The organism is Devosia sp. CAU 1758 (assembly GCF_054482695.1).
The window spans coordinates 453,698-475,100 of sequence record NZ_JBTLRJ010000002.1 but is presented as its reverse complement, the minus strand read 5'-3'; the positions used below and the strand labels follow the sequence as shown (position 1 = coordinate 475,100).

Here is a 21,403-nt window from a genome sequence, read left to right as displayed (position 1 = left end):
TTGCCTGCGGCCGGCTCAAAGTCCAACATATCGCGCCCTTGGCCGGATCAGCGCGCCTGATTCGACCTGTTCCAGCGCATGGGCAATCCAGCCCACGCTGCGCGCCAGGGCAAATATCTGGATCGGCGCATCGGCCGGCAGGTCGAACGCTGCCGTCAGGGCAGCCAGTGCAAAATCCACATTGGGTCTTTCGCCGATGAGCCGTTCGCCGGTCGCGGCCAGTTCCGCGAAGAGCGTCGGCACGGTGAACGCCGCCATTAGCGCTGCGCCGCGTACATCGCCATCGGGGTAGAGGCGATGCCCGAAACAGGGCAAGGCATTTCCCTGCCGGAGATGGGCGCCAATGGCGATGGCGGCACCTTGCTTTTGCGCCTGCTCCACCAGTCCCGCCATGCTCTGGCTGGCATTGCCATGGAGCGGGCCGGACAGCGCCGCCAGGCCCGCCAGAACCGCAGCGGCCAGCGGCGCACCGGTCGAGGCCGTGACCCGTGCTGCAAAGGTCGAGGCATTGAGTTCATGCTCGGCCAGCAGCACCAGGGCCTGGCGAATGGCATCCGCCGCCTGCGGTCGCTGCCATTGCTGGGCCAGTCGCTCGTGCAATGGCTGATCGCCTGGCGCCGCCAGCGCCCCGGCGAGGTGGGAAACCACGAGCGCTGCGTCTGCACTCAACACCATTCGGCTTCGCCCGGCAGAGGGCATCTCGGTAGCGGCCAGCTCGGCCATGGCGCGATAGGCAGCGGGCAGGCCCGGTTGCCGTGCCTGCGCTCGCCCCGAAAAGTCCGGCACCCCGGCGGCGTCCCATAAAAGTCCCGCCACGGTTTCCAGCGTCGCCGTCTCCGCGAGCGTCACGGCATCCTGCCCGCGATAGAGCAGCCGTCCTTCGGCTGCCGTGGCAATCGCCGTTTCCAGCACCGGCTCGCCCCAGGCAATGCTCTCGGCTGCCACGGCCCGCGCCGGTCGCCGCCCCTGCTGCCGGCTGGCTAGCCGCTCCACATCGTCCTGCCGATAGAGGCTGCGGCGCGGATCATCGGGGTCCGGCCGGGCGCCGATGCGACCACGGCTGACATTGGCATAGAGCGTCTGCGGCTTGGTGCCCAGCCTCGCAAGCGCTTCCTCGGCAGTGAGCCAGCCCATATCCCCTCGCATTGATCAATAGCATCAAGATTGACGTCAATCTTGATTAGCTTGATTTTGGGCAAAACTGCAAGGAGAAGCAACATGTCTGGCCTGGATGATGTCATTGCCGCCGAAACAAGCCTCAGCGAAGTCGATGGCCTCAATGGCCGTCTGGTGATCTGTGGTCGCTCGCTCGACGAGCTGGCCGGCAAGACCAGCTACGAGGCAGTACTGGCCATGCTGCTTTCCGGACTTCGCGGTGGCGCCGAGGCGGCGCTGCGCGAAGAACTGGCCTATGCCAGGGTGCGGGTCTTCCACGAAGTGTCCCGGCTCGACGCCGATCTCCTTTCCCTGTCAGTCACCGAGGGCCTGCGTGCCCTTATGGCACGGCTGACCGACGGCGAGGATAAGTCGACCGCGCTCCTGCTCATTGCGGCGCCCGCCGTCTTTGTTCCGGCATTGATCCGCCGCAGGGCCGGGCTTGCCGCCATTGCCCCCAATGTCACCCGGAGCCATGCCGCCGATATGCTCGCTATGCTCAGCGACACGACGCCCTCGCCAGCAGCGATTGCGGCGCTCGATACCTATCTCGTCACCGTGTCCGATCATGGGTTGAACGCATCCACATTCGCCGCCCGGGTTGTCGCCTCCACACGGGCCGGGTTCACCTCGGCGGTGCTGGCGGCCCTTGGCGCCCTCAAGGGGCCGCTGCATGGTGGCGCGCCGGGACCGGTGCTCGACATGCTCGATGCCATCGGCACCCCGGACAATGCCGCTGCCTGGCTGGCCGGGGAGGTCTCCCGCGGCGAGCGGCTGATGGGCTTTGGGCACCGCATCTATCGCGTCCGGGATCCGCGGGCCGATGCGCTCAAGGGCGCCTTGCAGCGCCTGGGCGCTGCCGGCGGCATGGATGCCGAAAGACTGGCCCTGGCCGAGGCGGTCGAGCGCGAGGCGCTGGCCCTGTTGAAGGCCGCCAAGCCTGGCCGCGTGCTCGAAACCAATGTCGAGTTCTTCACCGCCTTGCTGCTCGAAGCCCTGGGCTTCCCGCGCGACGCCTTTACCGGCGTCTTCGCCGCCGGCCGGGTCGGTGGCTGGGTCGCCCATGCCCATGAGCAGATAGAGACCGGTCGCCTGATCCGTCCGCAATCGGTCTATGTCGGCCCCAGGGCAGCCTAGCTTTGCATCAAGCCGCGCTGTGGGCCGGGGCTCAGGAGAGGCACGGAGCCGCGATCCGGCTCTGCTCGCGGAGCGTTGGCTCCAGTTTCGGCAACCACAGGTCAGGACTATGCCCAAGCTGGCTTGCTTCCGCGTTTGAGAGGCGCGCCGTGGCCCGGGCAGCAACCTGGTCGATATCCTTGCAGCCAACGGCCGGAGCCGTGAATGTGAAGGCTAGTTCAAGCCGCCCGGACCGGTAAACGGCCTCCGTGATTTCCGATGCGTCGGCCCGTCCTGAAGTGAAAGTGACCAGAAGACAGGCAAGTCCATATACTGTTGAGCGCATGTGTACCCCCTTTGTTCCCAAGCAAAGGTTGCGCTTTTGTTCTCTTTCGTCAATAGGGATTCGTTAACGGCTCCGCCCGAACAGGCGCTCGATATCGCCCTTCTTGAGTTCGACATAGGTGGGCCGCCCGTGGATGCATTGGCCCGAATGGGGCGTGGCCTCCATGTCGCGGAGGAGGGCGTTCATTTCGTCCACCCGCAGCCGCCGTCCCGAACGCACCGAGCCATGGCAGGCCATGCGGCCGATGATGGCCTCCATCCGCGCCGTCAGCGCTGCGGTGCTGTCCCATTCGGCGAGGCCATCGGCAAGATCGCGGATCAGCCCGGCAATATCGGGATTGCCCAACAGCGCCGGGGTCTCGCGTACGGCAATGGCGCGGGGGCCGAAGCGGTCGAGATAGAGCCCGAACTTTTCCAGTTCCGGCGCCGCCTCTTCGAGCCGCCCGCAATCCTCCTCGGGCAGTTCCACGATCATCGGGATCAACTGCGCCTGGCTGGGCACCGGGCCGGAGGCCAGCTGCGCCTTGAACCGCTCATAGACCAGCCGCTCATGGGCCGCATGCTGGTCCACCAGCAACAGGCCCGTCCCGTTCTGGGCGATGATGTAATTGTCGAACATCTGCGCCCGCGCCGTGCCGAGCGGAAAATCGGTGAGGTCAGGCGAGACATCCACCGGCTCCACCCTTGCGCTGGGCTCGGTGAAGCCGGAGAACTGCCCCGGATGCCGGTCGAGATGGAGCGGCGCCCGTTCGGCCTGTCCGTTGAAGCGTTGCGGCTGATAACTGGCCGAGGCGGGAGCGACTGGCGCGGGGGCTGTCGGCTCGGCCATTTCCGGCGCTGAGAAGGCGCCCAGAATATCTTCGGCCACACTGGTCGAGGCCTTGAAGCCGGCGGCAGCGAGCGCCGTGCCGATGGCCCTGATCACCGCGCCGCGCACGGCACCCTGGTCGCGAAACCGCAGTTCCGCCTTGGCGGGGTGCACATTGACGTCGACCTCGGCCGGGTCGATGGCGAGATAAAGCGCCACCACCGGAAACCGGTCGCGGAACGTATAATCGGCAAAGGCTGCGCGCACGGCACCCACAAGCACCTTGTCGCGCACCGAGCGGCCATTGACGAAATAGAACTGGCTGAGCGAATTGGCCCGCGTATAGGTGGGCAGGCCCGCCATGCCGGCCACCACAATGCCATGCCGATGGGTGGCGAGCGTCACCGCGTTTTCGACGAAGTCGGCCCCCATCACCTGGCCGAGCCGTGCGTCCAGCGCGCCTTCGCCGGAAACGGCCGGCCAGTTCGAGGCGGTGCGATCGCTGCCCTCCAGCACGAAATGGATTTCCGGATTGGCCATGGCGAGACGCTTCATCACATCGGTGATGGCGGCGGTTTCGGCGCGGGCGCTTTTGAGGAATTTCCGCCGCGCCGGCACCTGGGCGAAGAGGTCCCGCACCTCGATCACCGTGCCCCTGTTCATCGCCTGTGGCATCGGCCCGGAACGGCGGCCATTGTCGACCACCAGCACCAGCCCATTGTCGGCATCCGCCGGGCGCGACGCTACCGAGAGCCGCGCCACCGACCCGATGGAGGCCAGGGCCTCGCCACGAAAGCCCAGGGTGCGAATGTCATCGAGATCATCGGCGGAGAGTTTCGAGGTCGCATGCCGCTCCACCGAGAGCATCAGGTCGTCACGATTCATCCCGTGGCCGTCATCGGCGATGCGGATGAGATCCATGCCGCCATTGGCAGTGGTCACAGTGATGCGTCGCGCCCCCGCATCGATGGAATTTTCCACCAGTTCCTTGACCACGCTGGCCGGCCGCTCGACCACCTCGCCAGCGGCAATGCGGTTGATCAGGTCTTCGGGAAGCTGGCGGATGGGCAAGGGCGATTCTCCTGCCAATTAGTATAGGAGAGTGGCGAGCCCATTCCGACCCGAATGCACAATTGTGCCCATGACAAAGCGCCGGTCGGCCTCATATGCCTCCGGTTTGATTGAAGAGCGGAGTTCCGAGACGAAATCCGTCCCAAGGTAAAATGAAAAACGGAACGAAAGCCGTCTCGGGACGCTAGCCATTCACGCCTAGCGCTCATGGCCTTCTCACCTCAAATCGCGCCACCGGCACGATTTGGCCTGCGGCACGGTTCGAAGCCCGTCAAGGGGGAGGTGTCGCATCGAGTTTGCCGCTGGATCGATGAAGGCAAACCTTACTCCTCCCCCTTCTTCAGGGGGAGGCCGGGTGGGGGTTCTTCGCAAGATCACTTATGTCAGCAACATTGACCCCGCCGCCCAACCGGGTTCACCTAGCCCCATGACCACCATGCCGCATCGCCCCACCAAAAGTTGGAGCCACAGAGCCAACGCCATCTGGGATGCGGTGGCCTTTTACCTGTCCCCGCCTGGCCTTCTGGTCGGTTCGATCTTTTTTGCCCTGTCGCTGACGCCCTCGCTGTTGCCGCGCACCGAGATGGTGCAGGGCATTCTCTCCGGGGCCTGCTTTGCCGTGGGCTACGGCTTGGGCAATCTGGGCCACTGGCTTTGGGGTTTTCTGGGCCTCAAGGTGCCGCCGGGGCGGGTAACGCGCCTGCTGGGGGCCACAGCCGGGCTGGTCTGCCTGGCTCTGGTGCTTGTGGCGCTCGCCTATTCCAACACCTGGCAGAATTCAGTGCGCGCCGTCATGGGCATGGCGCCGGTCGATGGATATCAGCCCCTGCTGATCGCCTCCATGGCTCTGCCCGTGGCGGCAGGCCTGCTGATCCTGGGCAAGCTCCTGGTGACCCTGATCCGGCTGGTCTGGCATGGGTTGATGCCGCACCTCCCGCGCCGCGCGGCCTTCGTGGTAGCAACGGCGCTGGTGATCGCGCTGGTCAGCGTGCTGGTCAACAATTTCTTCCTGCGCATGGCCCTGCGCGGTGCCGACAATTTCTACGAACGGCTCGATGCATTGGTCTCGACCGAGGCCGAGCCGCCCGCCCTTTGGCATCAGACTGGCAGCGCGGCGTCGCTGATCGACTGGGACAGTATCGGCCGGGACTCGCGCATCTATGTGCAATCGGGGCCGGATGCGGCGGCCATAGCCGCGGTTACCGGAAAACCGGCCATCGAACCGCTTCGCACCTATGTCGGGCTGCGCTCGGCGCCCACCCCTGTGGACAGGGCTGAACTGGCGCTGGCCGAATTGCAGCGCATTGGCGCCTTTGATCGGTCTGTGCTGGTGCTGATCATGCCCGTCGGCACCGGCTGGGTCGACAGGGCGGCTATCGATACGCTCGAATATCTCCATGGCGGCGATGTTGCCAGCGTTGCCGTACAATATTCCTATCTTACCAGCGTGCTCTCGCTCTGGATCGAACCGGAACTCGGCACCGAAACGGCGCAGGCCCTGTTCAACACGGTCTATAATTACTGGACCAAATTGCCAGAAGGAGAGCGGCCGCAGCTCTATCTGCATGGCCTGAGCCTTGGGGCGCTGGCCTCGCAGAATTCCACCACGGTCTATGATGTGCTGGCCGATCCCTTCGATGGCGCGCTCTGGGCCGGGCCGCCCTTTTCCAGCCCGATCTGGAGCCGGGTGACCGAGAACCGGCGGCCCGGCACGCCCGCCTGGCTGCCACGTTTCGGCAATTCGTCGGCCATCCGTTTCATGAACCAGTCCGGCGCGGCCGGCTGGCAGGACATGGCATGGGGGCCCATGCGCATCGTCTTCCTGCAATATGCCAGCGACCCCGTCGTCTTCTTCTCCTTCGAGGCCGACTGGCGCCGCCCGGATTGGTTCGATGAACCGCGCGGGCCCGATGTCTCCCCGGCCTTCAACTGGTATCCTCTGGTGACTTTCCTGCAATTGATGCTCGACGCGGCGCTGGCGCAAACCGCGCCTGTCGGTTACGGACATGTCTATGCCCCGGCCGACTATATTGACGCCTGGACGGCGGTGACCCAGCCGCCGGGCTGGACATCGGCCCGGCTGACAGCGCTCAAAGAGGCCATCGATCCCGATGATTATGCCGTGATCCGCAAATGATCGAGACCACGACCGACAGGCCGATGGAGCTGGCGCTGGACCTTGCCGCCGCTGCGGCAGCCTTGGGCGAGGCGCCGGTGGGCGCGGTGGTCATGGAGGGGACGAAGGTGCTCGCCGCCGAACGCAATCGCATGCAGGCGCTGGGCGACCCCACGGCCCATGCCGAAATGCTGGCCATCCGCGCCGCCTTGGCCATCCGCGGCACCGGGCGGCTCGATGGCTGCGATCTCTATGTGACCCTCGAACCCTGTGCCATGTGTGCCGGCGCCATCGCCCATGTCCGGCTGCGGCGCGTCTATTTCGCCGCGGAGGATGTGAAAGCCGGCGCGGTGGAGAACGGCATACGCCTTTTCGAGCAGCCCACCTGCCACCACCGGCCCGAAGTGATCGGCGGCCTTTCCGCCGGGAGGGCCGAGGCCATGCTGGTGGATTTTTTCAGGAAGCTCAGGGACTGAACGCGGTTCCGTCTCACCATCTACGCTGCCACCCACCGGGTCATTCCCGCGAAGGCGGGAATACCTGTTGTTTGACGCAGGGCTCAAACCCTCCCCACACACCGCACCGCCCTCGGACCTGATCCGAGGGTCACTGGCCTCTGTCACGGGCCCGCACTTGTCGCGACTGGTCCTCGCGTCAGGCGCGAGGACGGCCCGGAGGGGGCGGAAACACCCAGCCACCGAACCTGCGCCCCTACCGCGGGGTCATTCACGCGAAGGCAGGAATTTCCGTTCCCTGACGCGGCGAATGGCGATTCGATGTTCTCTCTACCCAACATCATGTAAAAAATCATTGACACGATGTTTGGAATGATCGCTATAGAGGCGGTAATCTTTTCCATGGAGACATCGAATGACGATGCGGGAAAAAGTCGCTTGGATATCGGTGATCACCTCCCTGGTGATCTTCGGCTGGTATTTCTGGAGCGTCTGGTCTGACTTCGCGGCGCGGGATCTCAACGGCGACGTCTTGTTCTGGCGCTTCCTCTGGTGCCTCGGCATCGCCGTGGCCATCATGCTGCCGGGGGCGCTGATCGCCGCGCAGCTGGGCGGACAGGATTTCGATCCGCCCGCCGACGAGCTGGAAGTGCGCATCGAGGCGATTTCCAATCGCTACGGGTTGGCCCTGCTGGAAATTGCCCTGGTCGGCGTGGTTCTTCTGAGCAAAGTGATCACCGATATTGCCCGGGCCGATTTCACCCTTGATCCGGTGGGCGCCACGGCAATCATGCTGGCCAACCTCATCCTCTTCGTCACCGCCGTTGCGGCGCTGGTGCGCGAGATCATCATCATCATCCAGTACCGGATGCTGGCCTGATGCCCCCGCCGCCCCCCATCTCCAACAATATCCGCCGCCTGCGTTTCGACCATGGCGAAATGACCCAGCAGCAATTGGCGGACGCCATCGGCATGACCCGCCAGACCGTGGCGGCCATCGAGCAGAACAAATACTCGCCCTCGCTGGAGGCCGCCTTCCGCATCGCTGAGGTCTTCGGCGTCGATATCGGTGCGGTCTTCCAGTGGAAGGCTGACGCACACTCAAAACCGACTGGAAATGACAATGACTGACGCCCGTGGTGCGCTCCCCATTATCTGGGTCTTCCTGTTTCTCAATTTCATCTTCTGCGATGTCTTCACCCTGTTCCATGGTCCGACGCTGAACCAGCTGCTGGCCGGCGAGGTGGATGGCGTGCCCATGTCTCAGGAGTTCCTGCTCGGCTTTTCCGTCCTGATGGAGATCGGCATGGTGATGGTGCTGGTTAGCCGGTTTGCCCCGCATGGGTTTGCCCGCTTGAGCAATCTGATTGTGGCCCCCGCTCTGACGCTGGTACAGATCGCCACAGTGCTGAGCCCCGGCCTGACCCTGCACTACGCCTTTTTCAGCGTCGTCGAGATCGCCACCCTGGCAGCAATCGTCATGATTGCCTGGCGCTGGCAGGACGACCGCGGCAGCTCGCGCGCGCAGCTGGTGGCCGGGTAGTGATCATGAAAGCCTGGTTTGCCCGCAATTATGGCGGTCCCAATGTGCTGCGCCGCGAAAAGACGCCACGACCCACGCCGAAGCCCGGCCAGGTGCTGGTGCGCGTCCATGCCACGAGCGTCAATTCCGGCGATGTCCGGGTGCGCGGATGCGATTTTCCTACAGGGATGAAAACTTTGGGTCGGCTGGCTTTGGGCTGGAACCGTCCGCGCCAACCGATCCTGGGCACCGAACTGTCCGGCGTGGTCGACGCGGTTGGTGAGGGGGTTACCCGCTTCCGGCGCGGCGAGGCAATCTATGCCTTTCCCGGCGGCAGGATGGGCGCCCATGCAGAATATATTGCCCTGCCAGAGACCAGTCCGATTGCGCGCCTCCCCGAAGGTCTGAATTTCCATCAGGCCGCCGCGCTCTGTTTTGGCGGTACCACGGCGCTGCACTTTCTGCGCAAGGCCGGCCTCAAGGCGGGCGAGACCATGCTGGTGTTGGGCGCCTCGGGTGCTGTCGGCATGGCACTGGTGCAGATTGGCAGGCATCAGGGGGCCGTAGTGACCGCCACGACCAGCAGCCGCAACATGGATCTGGTCAAGTCGCTGGGGGCGGATCGCGTCATCGACTACACAACAACTGACATCGGCGCTCTGCCCGGGCGCTTCGACATCGTCGCCGATGCTGTGGGCGCGCTGGATTTTACGCGGGCGCAGATACTGCTCAAGCCCGATGGTCGTTATCTCGCCATTGCCGGGGCCGTGAAGGAAATGCTGGGCAGCCTGCGCAAGGGACCGGATGGGCGGCGCATGATCGCCGGTCCGGCAGCGGAAAGCCATGAAGACGTGATCGAGCTTGGTCGGCTGGCGGCCACGGGGCATTATCAGCCTCATATCGACAAGGTCTTTGCCTTCGCCGACATGCCGGCGGCCCACGCCTATGTCGACACGGGCCGCAAGCGCGGCAGCGTCATCATCGCCGTGGCGGAATGACTCTCACTTCGGATTGCTATCGATGACCGGGACCTGGTTCTGGATATAGGCCTCTATCTTCTTTTCTAGCATCCACTTGAAGCGGTCCTTTTCGGTATCCGCATGGGCGATAATCTCGCGCACCCGCCAGAACTCCATGGCGCCGAAACTGCCCACATGGGGCCGGATATAGATGTCGGGCGGATAGGCCGCCATCATATGGGCGGTCAGCGAGTGCATCATGATCTGGGCCGAGCCGAACCAGATGTCGAGGGCTTTGTGGTCGGTCTTGGTGAGGTTCGCCGAGGGGTCGCCCGCCACGTCAATGCCGATCAGAAAGTCGGTGTCGATATCGGCCTGGTCGAGCGGCAGCGGGTTGACCACCCCGCCATCGACCAGCAGGTGATTGTCATAAACCACTGGCTTGCAAAAGCTGGGAATTGCCAGCGAACCTGCAATGGCCGGGCGCAAGAGGCCCGAATTGAACACCACCTGATGCCAGGACTGGAAATCGGTGGCCACCACGTACAGCGGCACCTTGAGCTCGTGGAACTCGAGCGGAAAATTGTCAGGCAGGAAGGCATCGACAATGTTATTGGCGTCGAGCTGCATGGAAATGCCGTTCTTCAGCAGTCCGCCAATGCCGCGGATCTGGGTTGCCCAGAGCTTTGCCGCAATGGTGCGTAAAGTGCCCAGCACTTCGAAAGAATGTTCGCGCAGCTCCTTGCCTGACATGCCCGATGCCCAACCCGAACCGATCAGCGCCCCGATCGAGGTTCCCGAAATCACCGAGGGTTTGAGGCCAAGCTCGTCCATGGCCTCGATATAGGGAATATGGGTCAGACCCCTCGCCGAGCCACCCCCAAGTGCAACGCCGATCCTCGGCCCGCTGGTCGTGTTCATCCTGGCACGCTCCCCACCCTTGCGCAGCCTGTCCGCCAACGCCATGCCGCGCTTCTGGAGAGGCGTCGGATCACGTTGCAACGTGGCCGTATCGAAGACGGTTCGAAGAGAGCTTAATGCAGTAAGATTGAAGAATGGTTCAGCGTTCGCGGGCGATTTCCCGCCAGCCAATGTCCCGCCGGCTAAAGCCTTCTGGCCAGTCAATCGCGTCCACGCCCGTGTAAGCACGTTCCTGTGCCTCTTTGACCGATGCCCCGAGCGCCGTGACATTGAGCACGCGCCCACCATTGGCCAGTAAACGCGAGCCCTGGCGCTTCGTTCCGGCGTGGAACACGGTCAGCGTGCCGCTGTCGAGGCCGTCGGCGCCGCGGATCTCACTGCCCTTGCCATAGTCGCCGGGATAGCCCTTGGTCGCCATGATGACCGTGAGGGCATATTCATCCTTCCAGCTGACGTCGTGCCCGGCCAGCGTGCCGGTGGCGACGGCGTGGAGCAGGGGGACCACGTCGCTTTCCATGCGCAGCATCATCACCTGGCATTCCGGGTCGCCGAAGCGGGCATTGTATTCGACCAGCTTCGGACCATCCTCGGTCAGCATCAGCCCGGCATAGAGCACGCCGGCATAGGGCGTCCCCCGCTGCGCCATGCCGCGCACCGTTGGCTCGATCACGCGGGCCATGGTCTCGTCGTAGATGTCGCGGGTCATCACCGGTGCCGGCGAATAGGCGCCCATGCCGCCCGTATTGGGGCCATTGTCGCCATCAAAGGCGCGCTTGTGGTCCTGGGCGGTGGTGAGGGGCAGCAGGTCCTTGCCGTCGGTCAGGACGAACAGGCTGACCTCCTCGCCCTCCATGAATTCCTCGATCACCACGGCCGCGCCGGAAGCTCCGAACAGGCCCGAGAAACAATCGATGATCGCCTCCTCGGCCTCCTCGACGCTCATGGCGACGGTGACGCCCTTGCCCGCGGCCAGGCCATCGGCCTTGATCACTATGGGCGCGCCTTGCGTATAGAGATAGGCCAGCGCCGAAGCCTCGTCCTCGAACCGCCCATAGGCGGCGGTGGGGATATTGAATTCGTCGCACAGCGCCTTGGTGAAGCTTTTCGATCCTTCGAGCTGGCCCGCCGCTTTGCTCGGGCAGAAGCAGGTGATGCCGGCGGCGCGAATATCATCACCCAGTCCCGCTACCACCTGCGCATCCGGCCCCACGACCACGAAGTCGATATTGTGTTCCTGCGCGGCGGCGATGACGGCATCATGGTCGGTAATATCGACCACGACATTGGTGGCGACCTTTTCGCTGCCGCCATTGCCCGGCGCCACGAACAGCGCCTCGACCAGCGGCGACTGCGCGATCTTCCAGGCCAGCGCATGCTCGCGTCCACCCGAACCCACGACCATAACGCGCATAAGCTGCCTCCGTGCCTGTGTTCGGGCGTGATGCACGAGAGCGGCGGATGAGGCAAGTCTTCTTGCCTCCCCGTTGCGGCGCTCGTCACCAGGCCGGGTAGGGTGACCTTTGTGGCCCCTACATCTCCGCTTCTGTGAAGATCGGCGTCACATCGCCGTTCCACTCGCCGCGGAACTTCTCCAGCCAGCGTTCGGCTGGGGATTTGCCTGAGCGAATGGTTTCCTCGAGCGGGGCGAGATAGATGGTTTCGTCCTGGCCTTGGGCATTGAGCCGGTTGCGGCGGACGAGTCCCGCTTCGGCAATGCCCACGGCCTGGGCGGCGGCATCGAAAATGCTGGAGCGATCGAATGGTGTGGCAAGGCCGAGGCGCGGGATTTCGCGGCGGAGATATTCGCGCTCGTCGTTGGTCCAGTTCCGGACCAGTTCCCAGGCCGCTTCGAGCGAGATGTCATCGTAGAGGAGGCCCGTCCAGAAGGCCGAAAGCGCCACCACATGGGCCTCGTCGCCCATATCGGCGCCGCGCATTTCGAGGAACTGCTTGAGCCGCACTTCCGGAAACAGGGTCGAAAGATGATCTTCCCAATCCTTGATTGTCGGTTTTTCGCCCGGCAGTTGCGGCAGCCGTCCATCAAGGAAGTCGCGAAAACTCTCGCCAGCCACATTGATGTATTTGTGGTCGCGGATGACGAAATACATCGGCACGTCGAGGGCGTGATCGGCATAATGCTCGAAGCCGAACCCCTCGTCGAAAACGAAGGGCAGCATGCCGGTGCGATTGTCGTCGGTATTGCGCCAGATTTCGCTGCGGAAGCTGAGATAGCCGGTATCGCGCCCATTGGCGAAGGGCGAATTGGCAAAGAGCGCGGTGGCGATGGGCTGCAAGGCCAGCGACACCCGCAGCTTCTTGACCATGTCGGCTTCGCTGGAAAAGTCGAGATTGGTCTGCACCGTGGCCGAGCGATACATCATGGATGTGCCCAGCGTGCCGGTTTCGCCCATATATTTGGTCATGATCGCATAGCGCGACTTGGGCATGGACTTGATCTCGTCCACCGCCCAGAGCGGGGTAACACCCAATCCGAGAAAATGAATATCGAGCGGCGCGGCGACCTTCTTGGCTACCCGCATATGCTCGGCCAGTTCATCTGCCGTGCCATGAAGGTCAACCATGGGCGAACCGGAAAGCTCGAACTGCCCGCCCGGTTCGAGCGAGATACCACCGGCGATCTCGTCGTTCCGCAGCCCAATGGGATTGTCCCCATCATAAAAGGGATGCCAACCGGTCTCTTTCTCGATGCCGTCGATCAGCGCGCGAATGCCCTGTTCGCCCTCATAGGCAACGGGGCGCAGCGGATTGGTGTGGAACACATGCTTTTCGTGTTCGGTGCCGATGCGCCACTGGTCCGCTGGCTTGGCGCCGCGCTCCATTGCCTCGATCAGGTCGGCCCGCGATTCGATCAAGGGCGAAGAAGTGTCGGCGCCGGCCATGAAGTCCTCTTGGTTGAGGGGTGAAGAGCGTTTCCAGAAAAAGTGGCTACCACTTATTCGGTTCGGAAACGCGGCGAACAAAATGGAGCATTCCGCTATCCAGACGCGAAGGCTCCGTTGGGGCGGCAAAATAGCGAGAGCAAGGCGGAAAGCAATCGCCTTTTATCGCCAATCACCGATGATCGCCTGAATGACCGCCAATGCGGCCACCGCCGCGGTGTCGGCGCGAAGGATTCTAGGCCCGAGGCTGATCGGGACAACATAGGGTTGGGCCATCAATTTTTCTCGCTCCGCATCGGAAAATCCGCCTTCAGGTCCGATCAACAGGCCAATGCTTTGTCCCTTGAGTTGTTCCAGCGCTGTCACGGGCGAGGACGAGGCTGCGCTTTCATCGGCAAAGACCAGTTTGCGATCGCCATGGGCCTGTACCCAGCCTTCGAGCAATTGGCCGAGAGAAATATCCGGCGCCAGGACCGGCACGGAAAGGACTTCGCATTGCTCGGCCGCCTCAATGGCATTGGCCGCCAGCCGCTCGGGTTTCAACCGATGCACCTGGGTGAACTGGGTCATCACCGGCTGGATAATGCCCACGCCCATTTCGACCGCCTTCTGGATCACATAGTCCAGCCGCTCGCTCTTGAGCGGGGCAAAGCCATACCAGAGATCGGATGGCGGAGTTTGCGGGGCAATCTGTTCGACCGATTCGAGTGCAACGGACTTTTTCGAATCGCCGGTCAGCCGGCAGAGCCAGGCGCCATCCCTGCCGTTGAACAACACCACCTCATCGCCTACGGCCTTGCGCAGCACTGCGGCAAGGTAAAGCGATTGGTCCTTGCCTAGGGTCAGACTGATGCCGACGCCCAGGTCCGGTTCGACGAAAAGGCGCGGAAGATGGGCATGGCTGCGAGGCATGAAGGCTGATCAGTTGCGTGGCTGTTGCGGCGCAGTTAGGACTGATCAACACGTCGATGCAAGGAGCATCGGAGCCGCGCCCACGTGGTTCGAGGGTCGCTGCGCTCCCGCCTCACCACGAGGGCTCCACGGGCACCGCATTCTCAGGAGCCCTCATGGTGAGGTGCTTTGCAGGGCAAAGCCTTGAACCACGAGGGCGCGAAACGCGATCTGGATACGCACACCATGACCGACCCCACCGGCACCGTCGCCGACGCCCCCAAGGACAACTGGCTGGATCGCTATGCGCCCGACGCGATCAAGCCCTATGGCCGGCTGGCGCGCTGGGACCGGCCCATCGGCTTTTACCTGCTATTCTGGCCTTGCGCCTGGGGCATTGGCCTGGCCACGCTGACCCAGCCCGAGCTGGGATTTGGCTGGTGGGCGGCAATTCTCATGTTCATCGGCGCCATCCTGATGCGCGGTGCCGGCTGCACTTTCAACGACATTGTCGACCGGGACATCGACGCGGCTGTGGCGCGCACCCGCTCGCGGCCCATTCCCTCGGGACAGGTAACGACGCAGGAAGCCTTTTACTTCCTCATCGCCCAGGCCCTGCTGGCCTCTGCCGTGCTGTTCCAGTTCAACCGTTTCACCGTCTATGCGGCCATCGCCTCGCTGGTGCTGGTGGCTATCTATCCCTTCATGAAGCGCATCACCTGGTGGCCGCAACTGTTTCTGGGCCTCGCCTTCTCCTATGGCGCGCTTGTGGGCTGGTCCAGCCAGACCGGCGGCCTGGGCTGGGCGCCGCTGGTGCTCTATGCCGGCACCATCCTCTGGGTCATCGGCTACGACACCATCTATGCCCTCCAGGATATCGAGGACGATGCCCTGGTGGGGGTGAAGTCGACGGCGCGCCTTTTCGGCGCCAGTGTCCGCCCGGCCGTGGCGGCGCTTTATGCTTGCGCCTTAGTCCTCTGGAACATCGCCTCGCTCATGGCCGGTGGCGGCATGGTCTTCTCGGCGCTTTCACTGGTGGCGGCAGGCCTCATGGCCTGGCAGCTCTGGACGCTGGACAGGGCGGTGCCGCTAAACCCGTTCCACCGCTTCTACAATAATCACTACGTCGGCATGGCCCTGACCCTGGCGCTGCTGGCCGAGTGGGTCTGGTAGGCGAGCCTGGACAAGCCGAAAGGGCCAACCGCACCACCGGTCGACCCTTTCGAGCTTGCTTTGGAGGCAAGGTAAACTGTGGCCAGCGCCTAGTGGGCGTCGGCCCGGCCGGGTTTGCGGCGGTTGAGGAACCGGGGGCGGCGCGAGGCCTCGACGGCGAGCTTCCGGCGCGGGGTCGGGCTGCCGAGCATGACGCCATCGACCTGCTGGCTATAGGGCATATAAGCGCCGTCGCCGGCCTTGATGAACAGCGGCAGCCGGAGCTTCTTGCCCCAGTTTTGCCATTCGGCCACGACGTTGTGGTTGCCCTCTTCCTCGAAGACCTTGTAGTTCAGCTCCCCGTCAGAATGGACCAATTCGATCGAACTGGTCAGCATACCCTCTTCGGAAATGCTGGTTGCCACGGCGACGCCGATGAATTCGGTAACCGGGACCTTGATCTTGATCGCCACGCCGCTCTGTTCGAGCTGCTTGCGAACCGTCACGGTCTTGACCGGATCCCTGGGACCATTGTCGTTGGCCGCCATGAAGCGGCGCTCGGCAATAGTCGGGCGGCCGAAGGCCAGAACCACTGACGAACCTTCCATCGCAACGCCATGAACCATTTTTGATGCCTTCCTGTAACTTCGAGAGCTGTTTTTTGCGCTCCGTTTGTGAGGCCAATCTAGCGCACCCTCTTACCCGCCCCCTTAATCGGTTCGGTTAAGTTTATGTTGTTTTCCCGGAGGGTTAGCAGGGTGTTGCACATAGTCAGGAGCGGTTAACCCCGTCGCTTGGCGACCCGTTTACCCTGTCATTTTGCCAGCCCGCTCCGGCGCACTTGTCCAAACCCGTTGCGGGGCCTAAAAGGCCCGGATAATGCCGGCTTTCGCCCCACCCTATTCAGACGATCTGGAACTGCTCCGCTCCACGGCGGTGGCAGCGGGCATTATCGCCTCGAGCTATTTCCGGCGCGACATAAAGAGCTGGACCAAGGAAAATGCCTCCCCGGTCAGCGAGGCCGACATCATTGTCGACCGGTTCCTGGCCGCCAATCTGTTGCAGGCGCGACCCAGCTACGGCTGGCTGAGCGAGGAAACGGCGGACAATCCCAGCCGGCTCGATTGCGAACGCGTCTTTGTAGTCGATCCCATCGATGGCACTCGGGCCTTCCTCCGCGGCGAAGACTACTGGACTGTGTCGCTGGCGGTGGTCGAGCATGGCGTGCCGGTGGCTGGCGTCGTCTATGCCCCGGCCCGCGACGAACTCTATGAAGCCTTCAAGGGCGGCGGTGCCCGGATCAATGGCAAGCCCCTGACCCGCACCCGTCGCGCCGGCGCATCGCCCCTGATCCCGGCACCCGGTGCGGTGCACCAGGAATTGCAGGCGGCCGGGCTCGATTATACCCGTGGCCCGGCCTATCCTTCGCTGGCCTATCGGCTGGTGCAGGTGGCAACCGGCCGGCTTGATGCGGCAGTGGCCCGGCGCGGCGCGCAGGACTGGGACATTGCCGGCGCGGCAGTGATCCTCAATGAATGCGGGCTGGATTTCGCTGATGTATGCACCGGGTTCCCACAATTGAACAAACGAGATGTGCGTCACGGCGCGCTTGCGGCTTTGGGCGACATGAGCCTAAAACCGGTCGTGCATGCGGCGCTGCGAACGGTCTATGGCTGCCCTCCTCTCGAGGAGGCGCCGAACCATGGCGCGGTCGGCGTCGCGAACACTCAACTGCCTCAAACGCGGGACTGACCGATGGCTGACAAGACCGAAAAGCAACTGCTGCACCTCGTGATCGGTGGCGAACTCTCAAGCCTGGATGGCGTGACCTTTGCCGATCTGGAGAAGGTCGACATTGTCGGCGTATTTCCCAATTACGCAGCAGCCGAAAAAGTCTGGCGGGCCAAGGCGCAGATGACCGTCGACAGCGCCCAGACGCGCTATTTCATCGTGCATCTGCATCGCCTGCTCGACCCCGATAGCGCCGGCGAATAAATCTCAGACTTTCGGCGCGGAAAGCTCCAATGCCGCAAGAATGGCGGCCAGGGCGCCCGGGCCGCCAATGCGCTCCCGGCCAATGGAGCCCAGCCGCGCCCGCTCTTCGGAATTGCCGAGCAGGTCATTGAGCGCCATGGCCACATTGCCGATTTCGGCATCCACCACCACCCGCGCCGGTCCGAACAGCTTCTGCTCATCCTCGAAGCGCGAGCGCCGGTCGCGCTGATTGACAAAGGTGATGACCGGCTTGCCAAGCCCCAGCGCCTGGATGCTCGCGGTGCCGGCCTGGCTCAGCACAATGTCGGACACATCGAGCAGATTGCCCATGGCGCGGCCCCGCGCCATATGCACCACGAGCCCATCGCCGCTGAGCGTCCCCAGATCGTCTGGTTCGCTGGAGAGCAGGGGCATGCGGGCAAGGCCGGCGGCCTTCGCCAGGTCTTCGACGCTGACATTGCCGGCCACGGCCAGGAAAATATCGGGGCGGTGCTCGACCGGAACGCGTCGCAGCGCATTGATCTGCAGGGCAAAACTTTCCCCCGTCAGCGCCCGGCTGCCGGGCAGCAGCGTAACCGCCAGCGCCTGTGTGCGCCGCGCCGCCGCGTCGTAATCACCGCGCGGAATGGTATCCATCATCAGATTGCCCGCGGACCGGGCATCCACGCCGCCCTGACGCAACAGCGCGGCGAGGTTGTCGGCCCGGCAGAAGGCCAGCGCGCAGGCCCGCTTGATGGCCATCCGTTCCAGCGACGAATAGAGTCGCGCGGCACCGGTCTTGTAGACGTCGATATAGATGAGTTCCCGGTTTCCGGTGACCAGGCACGCCAGCACCCCCACCATGTCGCCCACAACTATGACGCGATCATAGCGCCCGCGCATTGCGCGCAGGAATTTCAGCGCCGGGGGGATTGTGAGGAGGCCCCCATTGACGATGTCGCGGCGCAGTGAACCTTTCACATTGCGCCAGCCCTCCGAAGCCAGGCTCGCGCGCGGCCCGACCACTGGACAGATGCTGTCATAAGCCTTGCCGCTGCCGATCATCGGATAGGCATCGGCGGACACTTGTGCGGGAAGCCTTGCGATCAACTGGGCCGCAATGGCGTCTTCACCGTGTCCGTTGGAAATGACCAGGAAGCGTTGACGCGACGCCACCTTGGTCACCCTTAGTGACCCCGGCCGAAACGCTCGAATGCGGTGTGGGCAGCCACGGCATCGGCATAGGGCTCCTGCCGGTCGACGCTCCAGTAAAACAATTCATCCAGCGGGATCGGCTTGCCTGAAATCGCGCAGCGCACGAAGCTGCCGGGCTTGAGCACGACATAGTCGCCGTCGAGATAGCGCAGGCTTGCCTCGGCGGGGGCAAACCCCTTGTCGAAGATGTTCATGCCATCATTCCTTGCCTGTGCGGCTGGTATATCGGACAGCGCCGCTCTTCAAAAGAGACTTTCCTGTGTTCCATCATCAGGTCCGGACCGGGTCGCCTTGCGGCGCGGCGCCGGAGCCCCTGCCACGATGACACCCACCTCGCCATCGGCAAAGCTCAGGTTCAGCGCGCCGCCCGGCCGGGCGGCGGACTGGCTGCTGACCACATTGCCTCCATCGTCCTGTACCAGCGCATAGCCCCGCGCCAAGACATTGCGATAACTCAGGGTTTCCAGAAGCTTGCGCAATTGCTCCAATTGTTGGCGGCGCGTGACGATCACCTGCCCGCCGGCAAGCTCGAGGCGCTGGCTCAAGGGCACAAGCTGGCCCCGCGCATGGCGGAGATCGGCGCGGAGCGGTTGTGCCGACAGGCGCGGCAACAACCGACCCAGCGTTGTCTGCTTGCGTTCAAGCGAAGTGGCCACCGCCTGGGGCAATTGGCGCGCGCACGGATCGAAGGTCAGTCGCGCGCGTTCGACGCTCTTGACTAGCCCGGACTGGCCACGCCGATTGAGATTGACCAGCTTTTCGCCCAGTTCCGCATGCCTCTGCCGCACCAGGCGCGGCTGCATGGCGGCGGCAAGGTTGGAAAAGGCAATGCGCCGGGCCTGGACGAAATGGCGGAGCGCGCCCGACAACTGGCTCGATGCCATGTCGAGGCTCTGCCGCTGCGTCGATACCAGGTCGGCCGGGCGCGGCAGGCCCGCGGCGGCGGCGCGCAACCCGTCCTTCAGGCTGGCAAGGCTCCTTCGCGCGGCCTGCCGCTGTCGGCTGCCCTGGTCATCGACATAGGCGATGAGTTCGGCCCGCACCGGCACGGCGGCCTCGGCGGCCGCGGTCGGGGTCGGCGCCCGCATGTCGGAGGCATAGTCGATCAGCGTGGTGTCGGTCTCGTGACCCACGGCCGAAATGACCGGAATGCCGGAAGCCGCAACAGCCCGTACCACCGCTTCCTCGTTGAAGCCCCAGAGATCCTCGATCGAGCCGCCGCCGCGCGCCACGATCAACAGGTCGGGGCGGGGAATGAGCCCATCGGTCAGCATGGCGTTGAAGCCTTCAATGGCATTGACCACTTCGGGCGCGCTGGTCTCGCCCTGCACCCGCACCGGCCACACCAGCACATGGCTGGGGAAGCGGTCGTCGAGCCGGTGCAGGATATCGCGGATCACCGCGCCGGTCGGCGAAGTGATGACGCCGATGACGCGCGGCAGGTAGGGCAGGGGCCGCTTGCGCTCCCGTGCGAACAGCCCCTCGGCCAGCAGCGTCTTCCGGCGTTCTTCCAGCAGCGCCATCAGCGCCCCGGCACCAGCCGGCTCGATATTCTCGATCACGATCTGATATTTGGATGAACGCGGAAATGTAGTCAGCCGCCCGGTAGCGATGACTTCCAGCCCCTCCTGGGGCTTGAACGCGAGCCGGCCATAGCTACCCTTCCACACCACCGCATCGATGGAGGCCGCATCATCCTTGAGGGTGAAGTAGGCGTGGCCCGAAGAGTGTTGGCCGCGAAAGCCGGAAATTTCTCCGCGCACCCGCACATGGCCGAATTCGTCCTCCACCGTCCGCTTCACCGCCTGGGCGATCTCGGAAACGGTAAATTCGGCAGCGTTGGTAAGCGTTTCAGTCATGCCCTGTGGTGCGACAAAGCCGAGTGGGGGTCAAGCCGCCATGCGATCTACTCTGCCGCTGCCGCCTGCACCGGCTGCTCCAGATTGCCCATGGACTGCACGATATGGTTGGCTAGCGCGTCATAGATGCCGCCATAAGCGTGGCTCGACCGCATCAGGGCGATCTGGGCTTCGGCAAGGCGCGGCAGGCCATACTCCTCGCCGATGACGCGCATGCCCGGTTGCAGCGCGCTTTCCGGCAGGAAGCCCACCGCCAGGTCTGACAGCACGGCTGAGGAGATCGCCGTGGCATTGGACGAGGTATAGGCAACGCGATAGTCGAGCCCAGAGCGATCAAGCTGCTCCATGGCGTCCTTGCGCCAGATGCAGCAATTGGGACCGCAGGCAATGGCGAGCGGCTCGCTGGCCAGCGCCCTGCCGCCATGGCTCGACACCCAGAACATCTTCTCGGTGCGGAACAGCTCGCCGAAATTGTGGTCGGTGCCCTGGGTAAAGACGATGAGATCGTAGCGCCCCGCCTTCATGCCCTCGAGCAATTGCTCCGAGGCCATGCAGGCCACGTCCACGGCGATCTTGGGATGGGTGCGCTGGAAGCTGGAGAGGATCACCGGCAGCAGGCGCACTGCATAGTCGTCCGGCACGCCGAAGCGGATCGAGCCGGCAAGGTCCCCGTCGTTGAAGTGATCGAGGATTTCTGCATTGGTGCGCAGCATCTTGCGCGCCCGCTCATAGAGCAGCTCGCCATGATGGGTGAGGCTGACACTGCGCCCGTCCCGCGTCAGCAGCGAATGCCCGAGCCGCTCTTCCAGCCGCTTGATCTGCATCGACACTGCGGACTGGGTCTTGTTCACCCGTCGCGCCGCTTCGGTAAAGCTGCCGCAATCGGCAATGGCGCAAAAGCTCTGCAACTGATCGAGGTCGAGGGGGGCTGCCATGTCTACATC

Annotated in this window: 21 protein-coding genes; 10 read left to right on the top strand and 11 right to left on the bottom strand. The window is 63.8% G+C overall.

Annotation, left to right across the window (positions count from 1 at the left end; translation table 11 throughout):
* Nucleotides 1-15 precede the first annotated feature (15 nt).
* Nucleotides 16-1,134 (bottom strand): citrate/2-methylcitrate synthase, encoded by a 1,119-nt coding sequence (locus ACXYMS_RS08340; protein WP_458905352.1) that lies wholly within the window; start codon nt 1,132-1,134, stop codon nt 16-18.
* Between the two features lie 84 nt (nt 1,135-1,218).
* On the opposite strand from ACXYMS_RS08340, the gene ACXYMS_RS08335 reads away from it, so the two are divergent.
* The gene (locus tag ACXYMS_RS08335; RefSeq protein ID WP_458905351.1) at nt 1,219-2,292 is read left to right on the top strand and encodes a citrate synthase/methylcitrate synthase; all 1,074 of its coding nucleotides are present in this window, start codon (nt 1,219-1,221) and stop codon (nt 2,290-2,292) included.
* Nucleotides 2,293-2,680: 388 nt separating this feature from the next.
* Here ACXYMS_RS08335 and mutL read toward each other — a convergent pair whose 3' ends face one another.
* Nucleotides 2,681-4,495, bottom strand: coding sequence for a DNA mismatch repair endonuclease MutL (gene mutL, locus ACXYMS_RS08330; RefSeq protein WP_458905350.1), 1,815 nt, complete (start codon nt 4,493-4,495; stop codon nt 2,681-2,683).
* A 427-nt stretch (nt 4,496-4,922) separates the two neighbouring features.
* On the opposite strand from mutL, the gene ACXYMS_RS08325 reads away from it, so the two are divergent.
* From ACXYMS_RS08325 to ACXYMS_RS08300, 6 genes are all read left to right on the top strand, one after another.
* The gene (locus ACXYMS_RS08325; RefSeq protein WP_458905349.1) at nt 4,923-6,632 is read left to right on the top strand and encodes an alpha/beta hydrolase; all 1,710 of its coding nucleotides are present in this window, start codon (nt 4,923-4,925) and stop codon (nt 6,630-6,632) included.
* A complete protein-coding gene (locus tag ACXYMS_RS08320) occupies nt 6,629-7,087 on the top strand; it encodes a nucleoside deaminase (RefSeq protein WP_458905348.1) in 459 nt (152 codons plus the stop codon). The genes ACXYMS_RS08325 and ACXYMS_RS08320 overlap by 4 nt, the downstream gene beginning before the upstream one ends.
* A 394-nt stretch (nt 7,088-7,481) precedes the next feature.
* On the top strand, nt 7,482-7,946 hold the full coding sequence (locus ACXYMS_RS08315; RefSeq protein ID WP_458905347.1) for a hypothetical protein: 465 nt from the start codon (nt 7,482-7,484) through the stop codon (nt 7,944-7,946).
* Nucleotides 7,946-8,197: a helix-turn-helix transcriptional regulator gene (locus ACXYMS_RS08310; protein WP_458905346.1), complete on the top strand. Its 252-nt coding sequence runs from the start codon at nt 7,946-7,948 to the stop codon at nt 8,195-8,197. Before ACXYMS_RS08315 ends, ACXYMS_RS08310 begins: the two co-directional genes overlap by 1 nt.
* Nucleotides 8,190-8,609 carry a DUF6326 family protein gene (locus ACXYMS_RS08305; RefSeq protein WP_458905345.1) on the top strand — a complete coding sequence of 140 codons (420 nt, stop codon included), beginning with the start codon at nt 8,190-8,192 and terminating at the stop codon, nt 8,607-8,609. The genes ACXYMS_RS08310 and ACXYMS_RS08305 overlap by 8 nt, the downstream gene beginning before the upstream one ends.
* Before the next feature lie 5 nt (nt 8,610-8,614).
* Complete coding sequence (locus ACXYMS_RS08300) at nt 8,615-9,586, top strand: NAD(P)-dependent alcohol dehydrogenase (protein ID WP_458905344.1); 972 nt, start codon at nt 8,615-8,617, stop codon at nt 9,584-9,586.
* A 3-nt stretch (nt 9,587-9,589) separates the two neighbouring features.
* Here ACXYMS_RS08300 and ACXYMS_RS08295 read toward each other — a convergent pair whose 3' ends face one another.
* The 4 genes from ACXYMS_RS08295 to ACXYMS_RS08280 all read right to left on the bottom strand — a co-directional run bounded on the left by ACXYMS_RS08295 (nt 9,590) and on the right by ACXYMS_RS08280 (nt 14,280).
* Complete coding sequence (locus ACXYMS_RS08295; RefSeq protein ID WP_458905343.1) at nt 9,590-10,468, bottom strand: patatin-like phospholipase family protein; 879 nt, start codon at nt 10,466-10,468, stop codon at nt 9,590-9,592.
* Between the two features lie 139 nt (nt 10,469-10,607).
* Entirely contained in the window at nt 10,608-11,879 is a 1,272-nt protein-coding gene (gene purD, locus ACXYMS_RS08290) for a phosphoribosylamine--glycine ligase (RefSeq protein ID WP_458905342.1), read from the bottom strand.
* Between the two features lie 118 nt (nt 11,880-11,997).
* Nucleotides 11,998-13,368: a glutamate--cysteine ligase gene (locus tag ACXYMS_RS08285; protein WP_458905341.1), complete on the bottom strand. Its 1,371-nt coding sequence runs from the start codon at nt 13,366-13,368 to the stop codon at nt 11,998-12,000.
* Between the two features lie 162 nt (nt 13,369-13,530).
* Nucleotides 13,531-14,280 carry a 16S rRNA (uracil(1498)-N(3))-methyltransferase gene (locus ACXYMS_RS08280; protein ID WP_458905340.1) on the bottom strand — a complete coding sequence of 250 codons (750 nt, stop codon included), beginning with the start codon at nt 14,278-14,280 and terminating at the stop codon, nt 13,531-13,533.
* 225 nt (nt 14,281-14,505) lie between these two features.
* Here ACXYMS_RS08280 and ubiA point away from each other — a divergent pair, with 225 nt between their 5' ends.
* The gene (ubiA, locus tag ACXYMS_RS08275) at nt 14,506-15,432 is read left to right on the top strand and encodes a 4-hydroxybenzoate octaprenyltransferase (protein ID WP_458905339.1); all 927 of its coding nucleotides are present in this window, start codon (nt 14,506-14,508) and stop codon (nt 15,430-15,432) included.
* Between the two features lie 89 nt (nt 15,433-15,521).
* On the opposite strand, the gene ACXYMS_RS08270 is transcribed toward ubiA, so the two are convergent.
* Nucleotides 15,522-16,037, bottom strand: a complete 516-nt coding sequence (locus ACXYMS_RS08270) for a DUF6101 family protein (RefSeq protein ID WP_458905338.1) — start codon at nt 16,035-16,037, stop codon at nt 15,522-15,524.
* A gap of 253 nt (nt 16,038-16,290) precedes the next feature.
* Here ACXYMS_RS08270 and ACXYMS_RS08265 point away from each other — a divergent pair, with 253 nt between their 5' ends.
* Entirely contained in the window at nt 16,291-17,163 is an 873-nt protein-coding gene (locus ACXYMS_RS08265) for a 3'(2'),5'-bisphosphate nucleotidase CysQ (RefSeq protein ID WP_458905337.1), read from the top strand.
* Between the two features lie 3 nt (nt 17,164-17,166).
* The gene (locus ACXYMS_RS08260) at nt 17,167-17,406 is read left to right on the top strand and encodes a DUF4170 domain-containing protein (RefSeq protein ID WP_458905335.1); all 240 of its coding nucleotides are present in this window, start codon (nt 17,167-17,169) and stop codon (nt 17,404-17,406) included.
* Nucleotides 17,407-17,409: 3 nt separating this feature from the next.
* Here the strand turns inward: ACXYMS_RS08260 and ACXYMS_RS08255 are convergent, their stop codons facing one another.
* Genes ACXYMS_RS08255 through ACXYMS_RS08240 form a run of 4 tightly spaced genes read right to left on the bottom strand, consistent with a single transcriptional unit; the run spans nt 17,410 to nt 21,394 of the window.
* A complete protein-coding gene (locus ACXYMS_RS08255) occupies nt 17,410-18,561 on the bottom strand; it encodes a hypothetical protein (protein WP_458905334.1) in 1,152 nt (383 codons plus the stop codon).
* Between the two features lie 11 nt (nt 18,562-18,572).
* Nucleotides 18,573-18,794: a DUF2093 domain-containing protein gene (locus tag ACXYMS_RS08250; RefSeq protein WP_458905333.1), complete on the bottom strand. Its 222-nt coding sequence runs from the start codon at nt 18,792-18,794 to the stop codon at nt 18,573-18,575.
* Nucleotides 18,795-18,842: 48 nt separating this feature from the next.
* Complete coding sequence (xseA, locus tag ACXYMS_RS08245) at nt 18,843-20,459, bottom strand: exodeoxyribonuclease VII large subunit (RefSeq protein WP_458905331.1); 1,617 nt, start codon at nt 20,457-20,459, stop codon at nt 18,843-18,845.
* A 47-nt stretch (nt 20,460-20,506) separates the two neighbouring features.
* Nucleotides 20,507-21,394, bottom strand: a complete 888-nt coding sequence (locus ACXYMS_RS08240; RefSeq protein WP_458905330.1) for a LysR family transcriptional regulator — start codon at nt 21,392-21,394, stop codon at nt 20,507-20,509.
* Nucleotides 21,395-21,403 lie beyond the last annotated feature (9 nt).

Coding starts and splice junctions, on each gene's coding strand:
- ACXYMS_RS08325 (WP_458905349.1), top strand. CDS start 4,923: ATGACCACCATGCCGCATCGCCCCACCAAAAGTTGGAGCCACAGAGCC.
- ACXYMS_RS08295 (WP_458905343.1), bottom strand. CDS start 10,468: ATGAACACGACCAGCGGGCCGAGGATCGGCGTTGCACTTGGGGGTGGC.
- ACXYMS_RS08250 (WP_458905333.1), bottom strand. CDS start 18,794: ATGAACATCTTCGACAAGGGGTTTGCCCCCGCCGAGGCAAGCCTGCGC.
- ACXYMS_RS08280 (WP_458905340.1), bottom strand. CDS start 14,280: ATGCCTCGCAGCCATGCCCATCTTCCGCGCCTTTTCGTCGAACCGGAC.
- ACXYMS_RS08260 (WP_458905335.1), top strand. CDS start 17,167: ATGGCTGACAAGACCGAAAAGCAACTGCTGCACCTCGTGATCGGTGGC.
- ACXYMS_RS08265 (WP_458905337.1), top strand. CDS start 16,291: ATGCCGGCTTTCGCCCCACCCTATTCAGACGATCTGGAACTGCTCCGC.
- ACXYMS_RS08270 (WP_458905338.1), bottom strand. CDS start 16,037: ATGGTTCATGGCGTTGCGATGGAAGGTTCGTCAGTGGTTCTGGCCTTC.
- ACXYMS_RS08300 (WP_458905344.1), top strand. CDS start 8,615: ATGAAAGCCTGGTTTGCCCGCAATTATGGCGGTCCCAATGTGCTGCGC.
- ACXYMS_RS08335 (WP_458905351.1), top strand. CDS start 1,219: ATGTCTGGCCTGGATGATGTCATTGCCGCCGAAACAAGCCTCAGCGAA.
- ubiA (WP_458905339.1), top strand. CDS start 14,506: ATGACCGACCCCACCGGCACCGTCGCCGACGCCCCCAAGGACAACTGG.
- ACXYMS_RS08305 (WP_458905345.1), top strand. CDS start 8,190: ATGACTGACGCCCGTGGTGCGCTCCCCATTATCTGGGTCTTCCTGTTT.
- ACXYMS_RS08240 (WP_458905330.1), bottom strand. CDS start 21,394: ATGGCAGCCCCCCTCGACCTCGATCAGTTGCAGAGCTTTTGCGCCATT.
- ACXYMS_RS08285 (WP_458905341.1), bottom strand. CDS start 13,368: ATGGCCGGCGCCGACACTTCTTCGCCCTTGATCGAATCGCGGGCCGAC.
- ACXYMS_RS08310 (WP_458905346.1), top strand. CDS start 7,946: ATGCCCCCGCCGCCCCCCATCTCCAACAATATCCGCCGCCTGCGTTTC.
- purD (WP_458905342.1), bottom strand. CDS start 11,879: ATGCGCGTTATGGTCGTGGGTTCGGGTGGACGCGAGCATGCGCTGGCC.
- ACXYMS_RS08320 (WP_458905348.1), top strand. CDS start 6,629: ATGATCGAGACCACGACCGACAGGCCGATGGAGCTGGCGCTGGACCTT.
- xseA (WP_458905331.1), bottom strand. CDS start 20,459: ATGACTGAAACGCTTACCAACGCTGCCGAATTTACCGTTTCCGAGATC.
- ACXYMS_RS08315 (WP_458905347.1), top strand. CDS start 7,482: ATGACGATGCGGGAAAAAGTCGCTTGGATATCGGTGATCACCTCCCTG.
- ACXYMS_RS08340 (WP_458905352.1), bottom strand. CDS start 1,134: ATGGGCTGGCTCACTGCCGAGGAAGCGCTTGCGAGGCTGGGCACCAAG.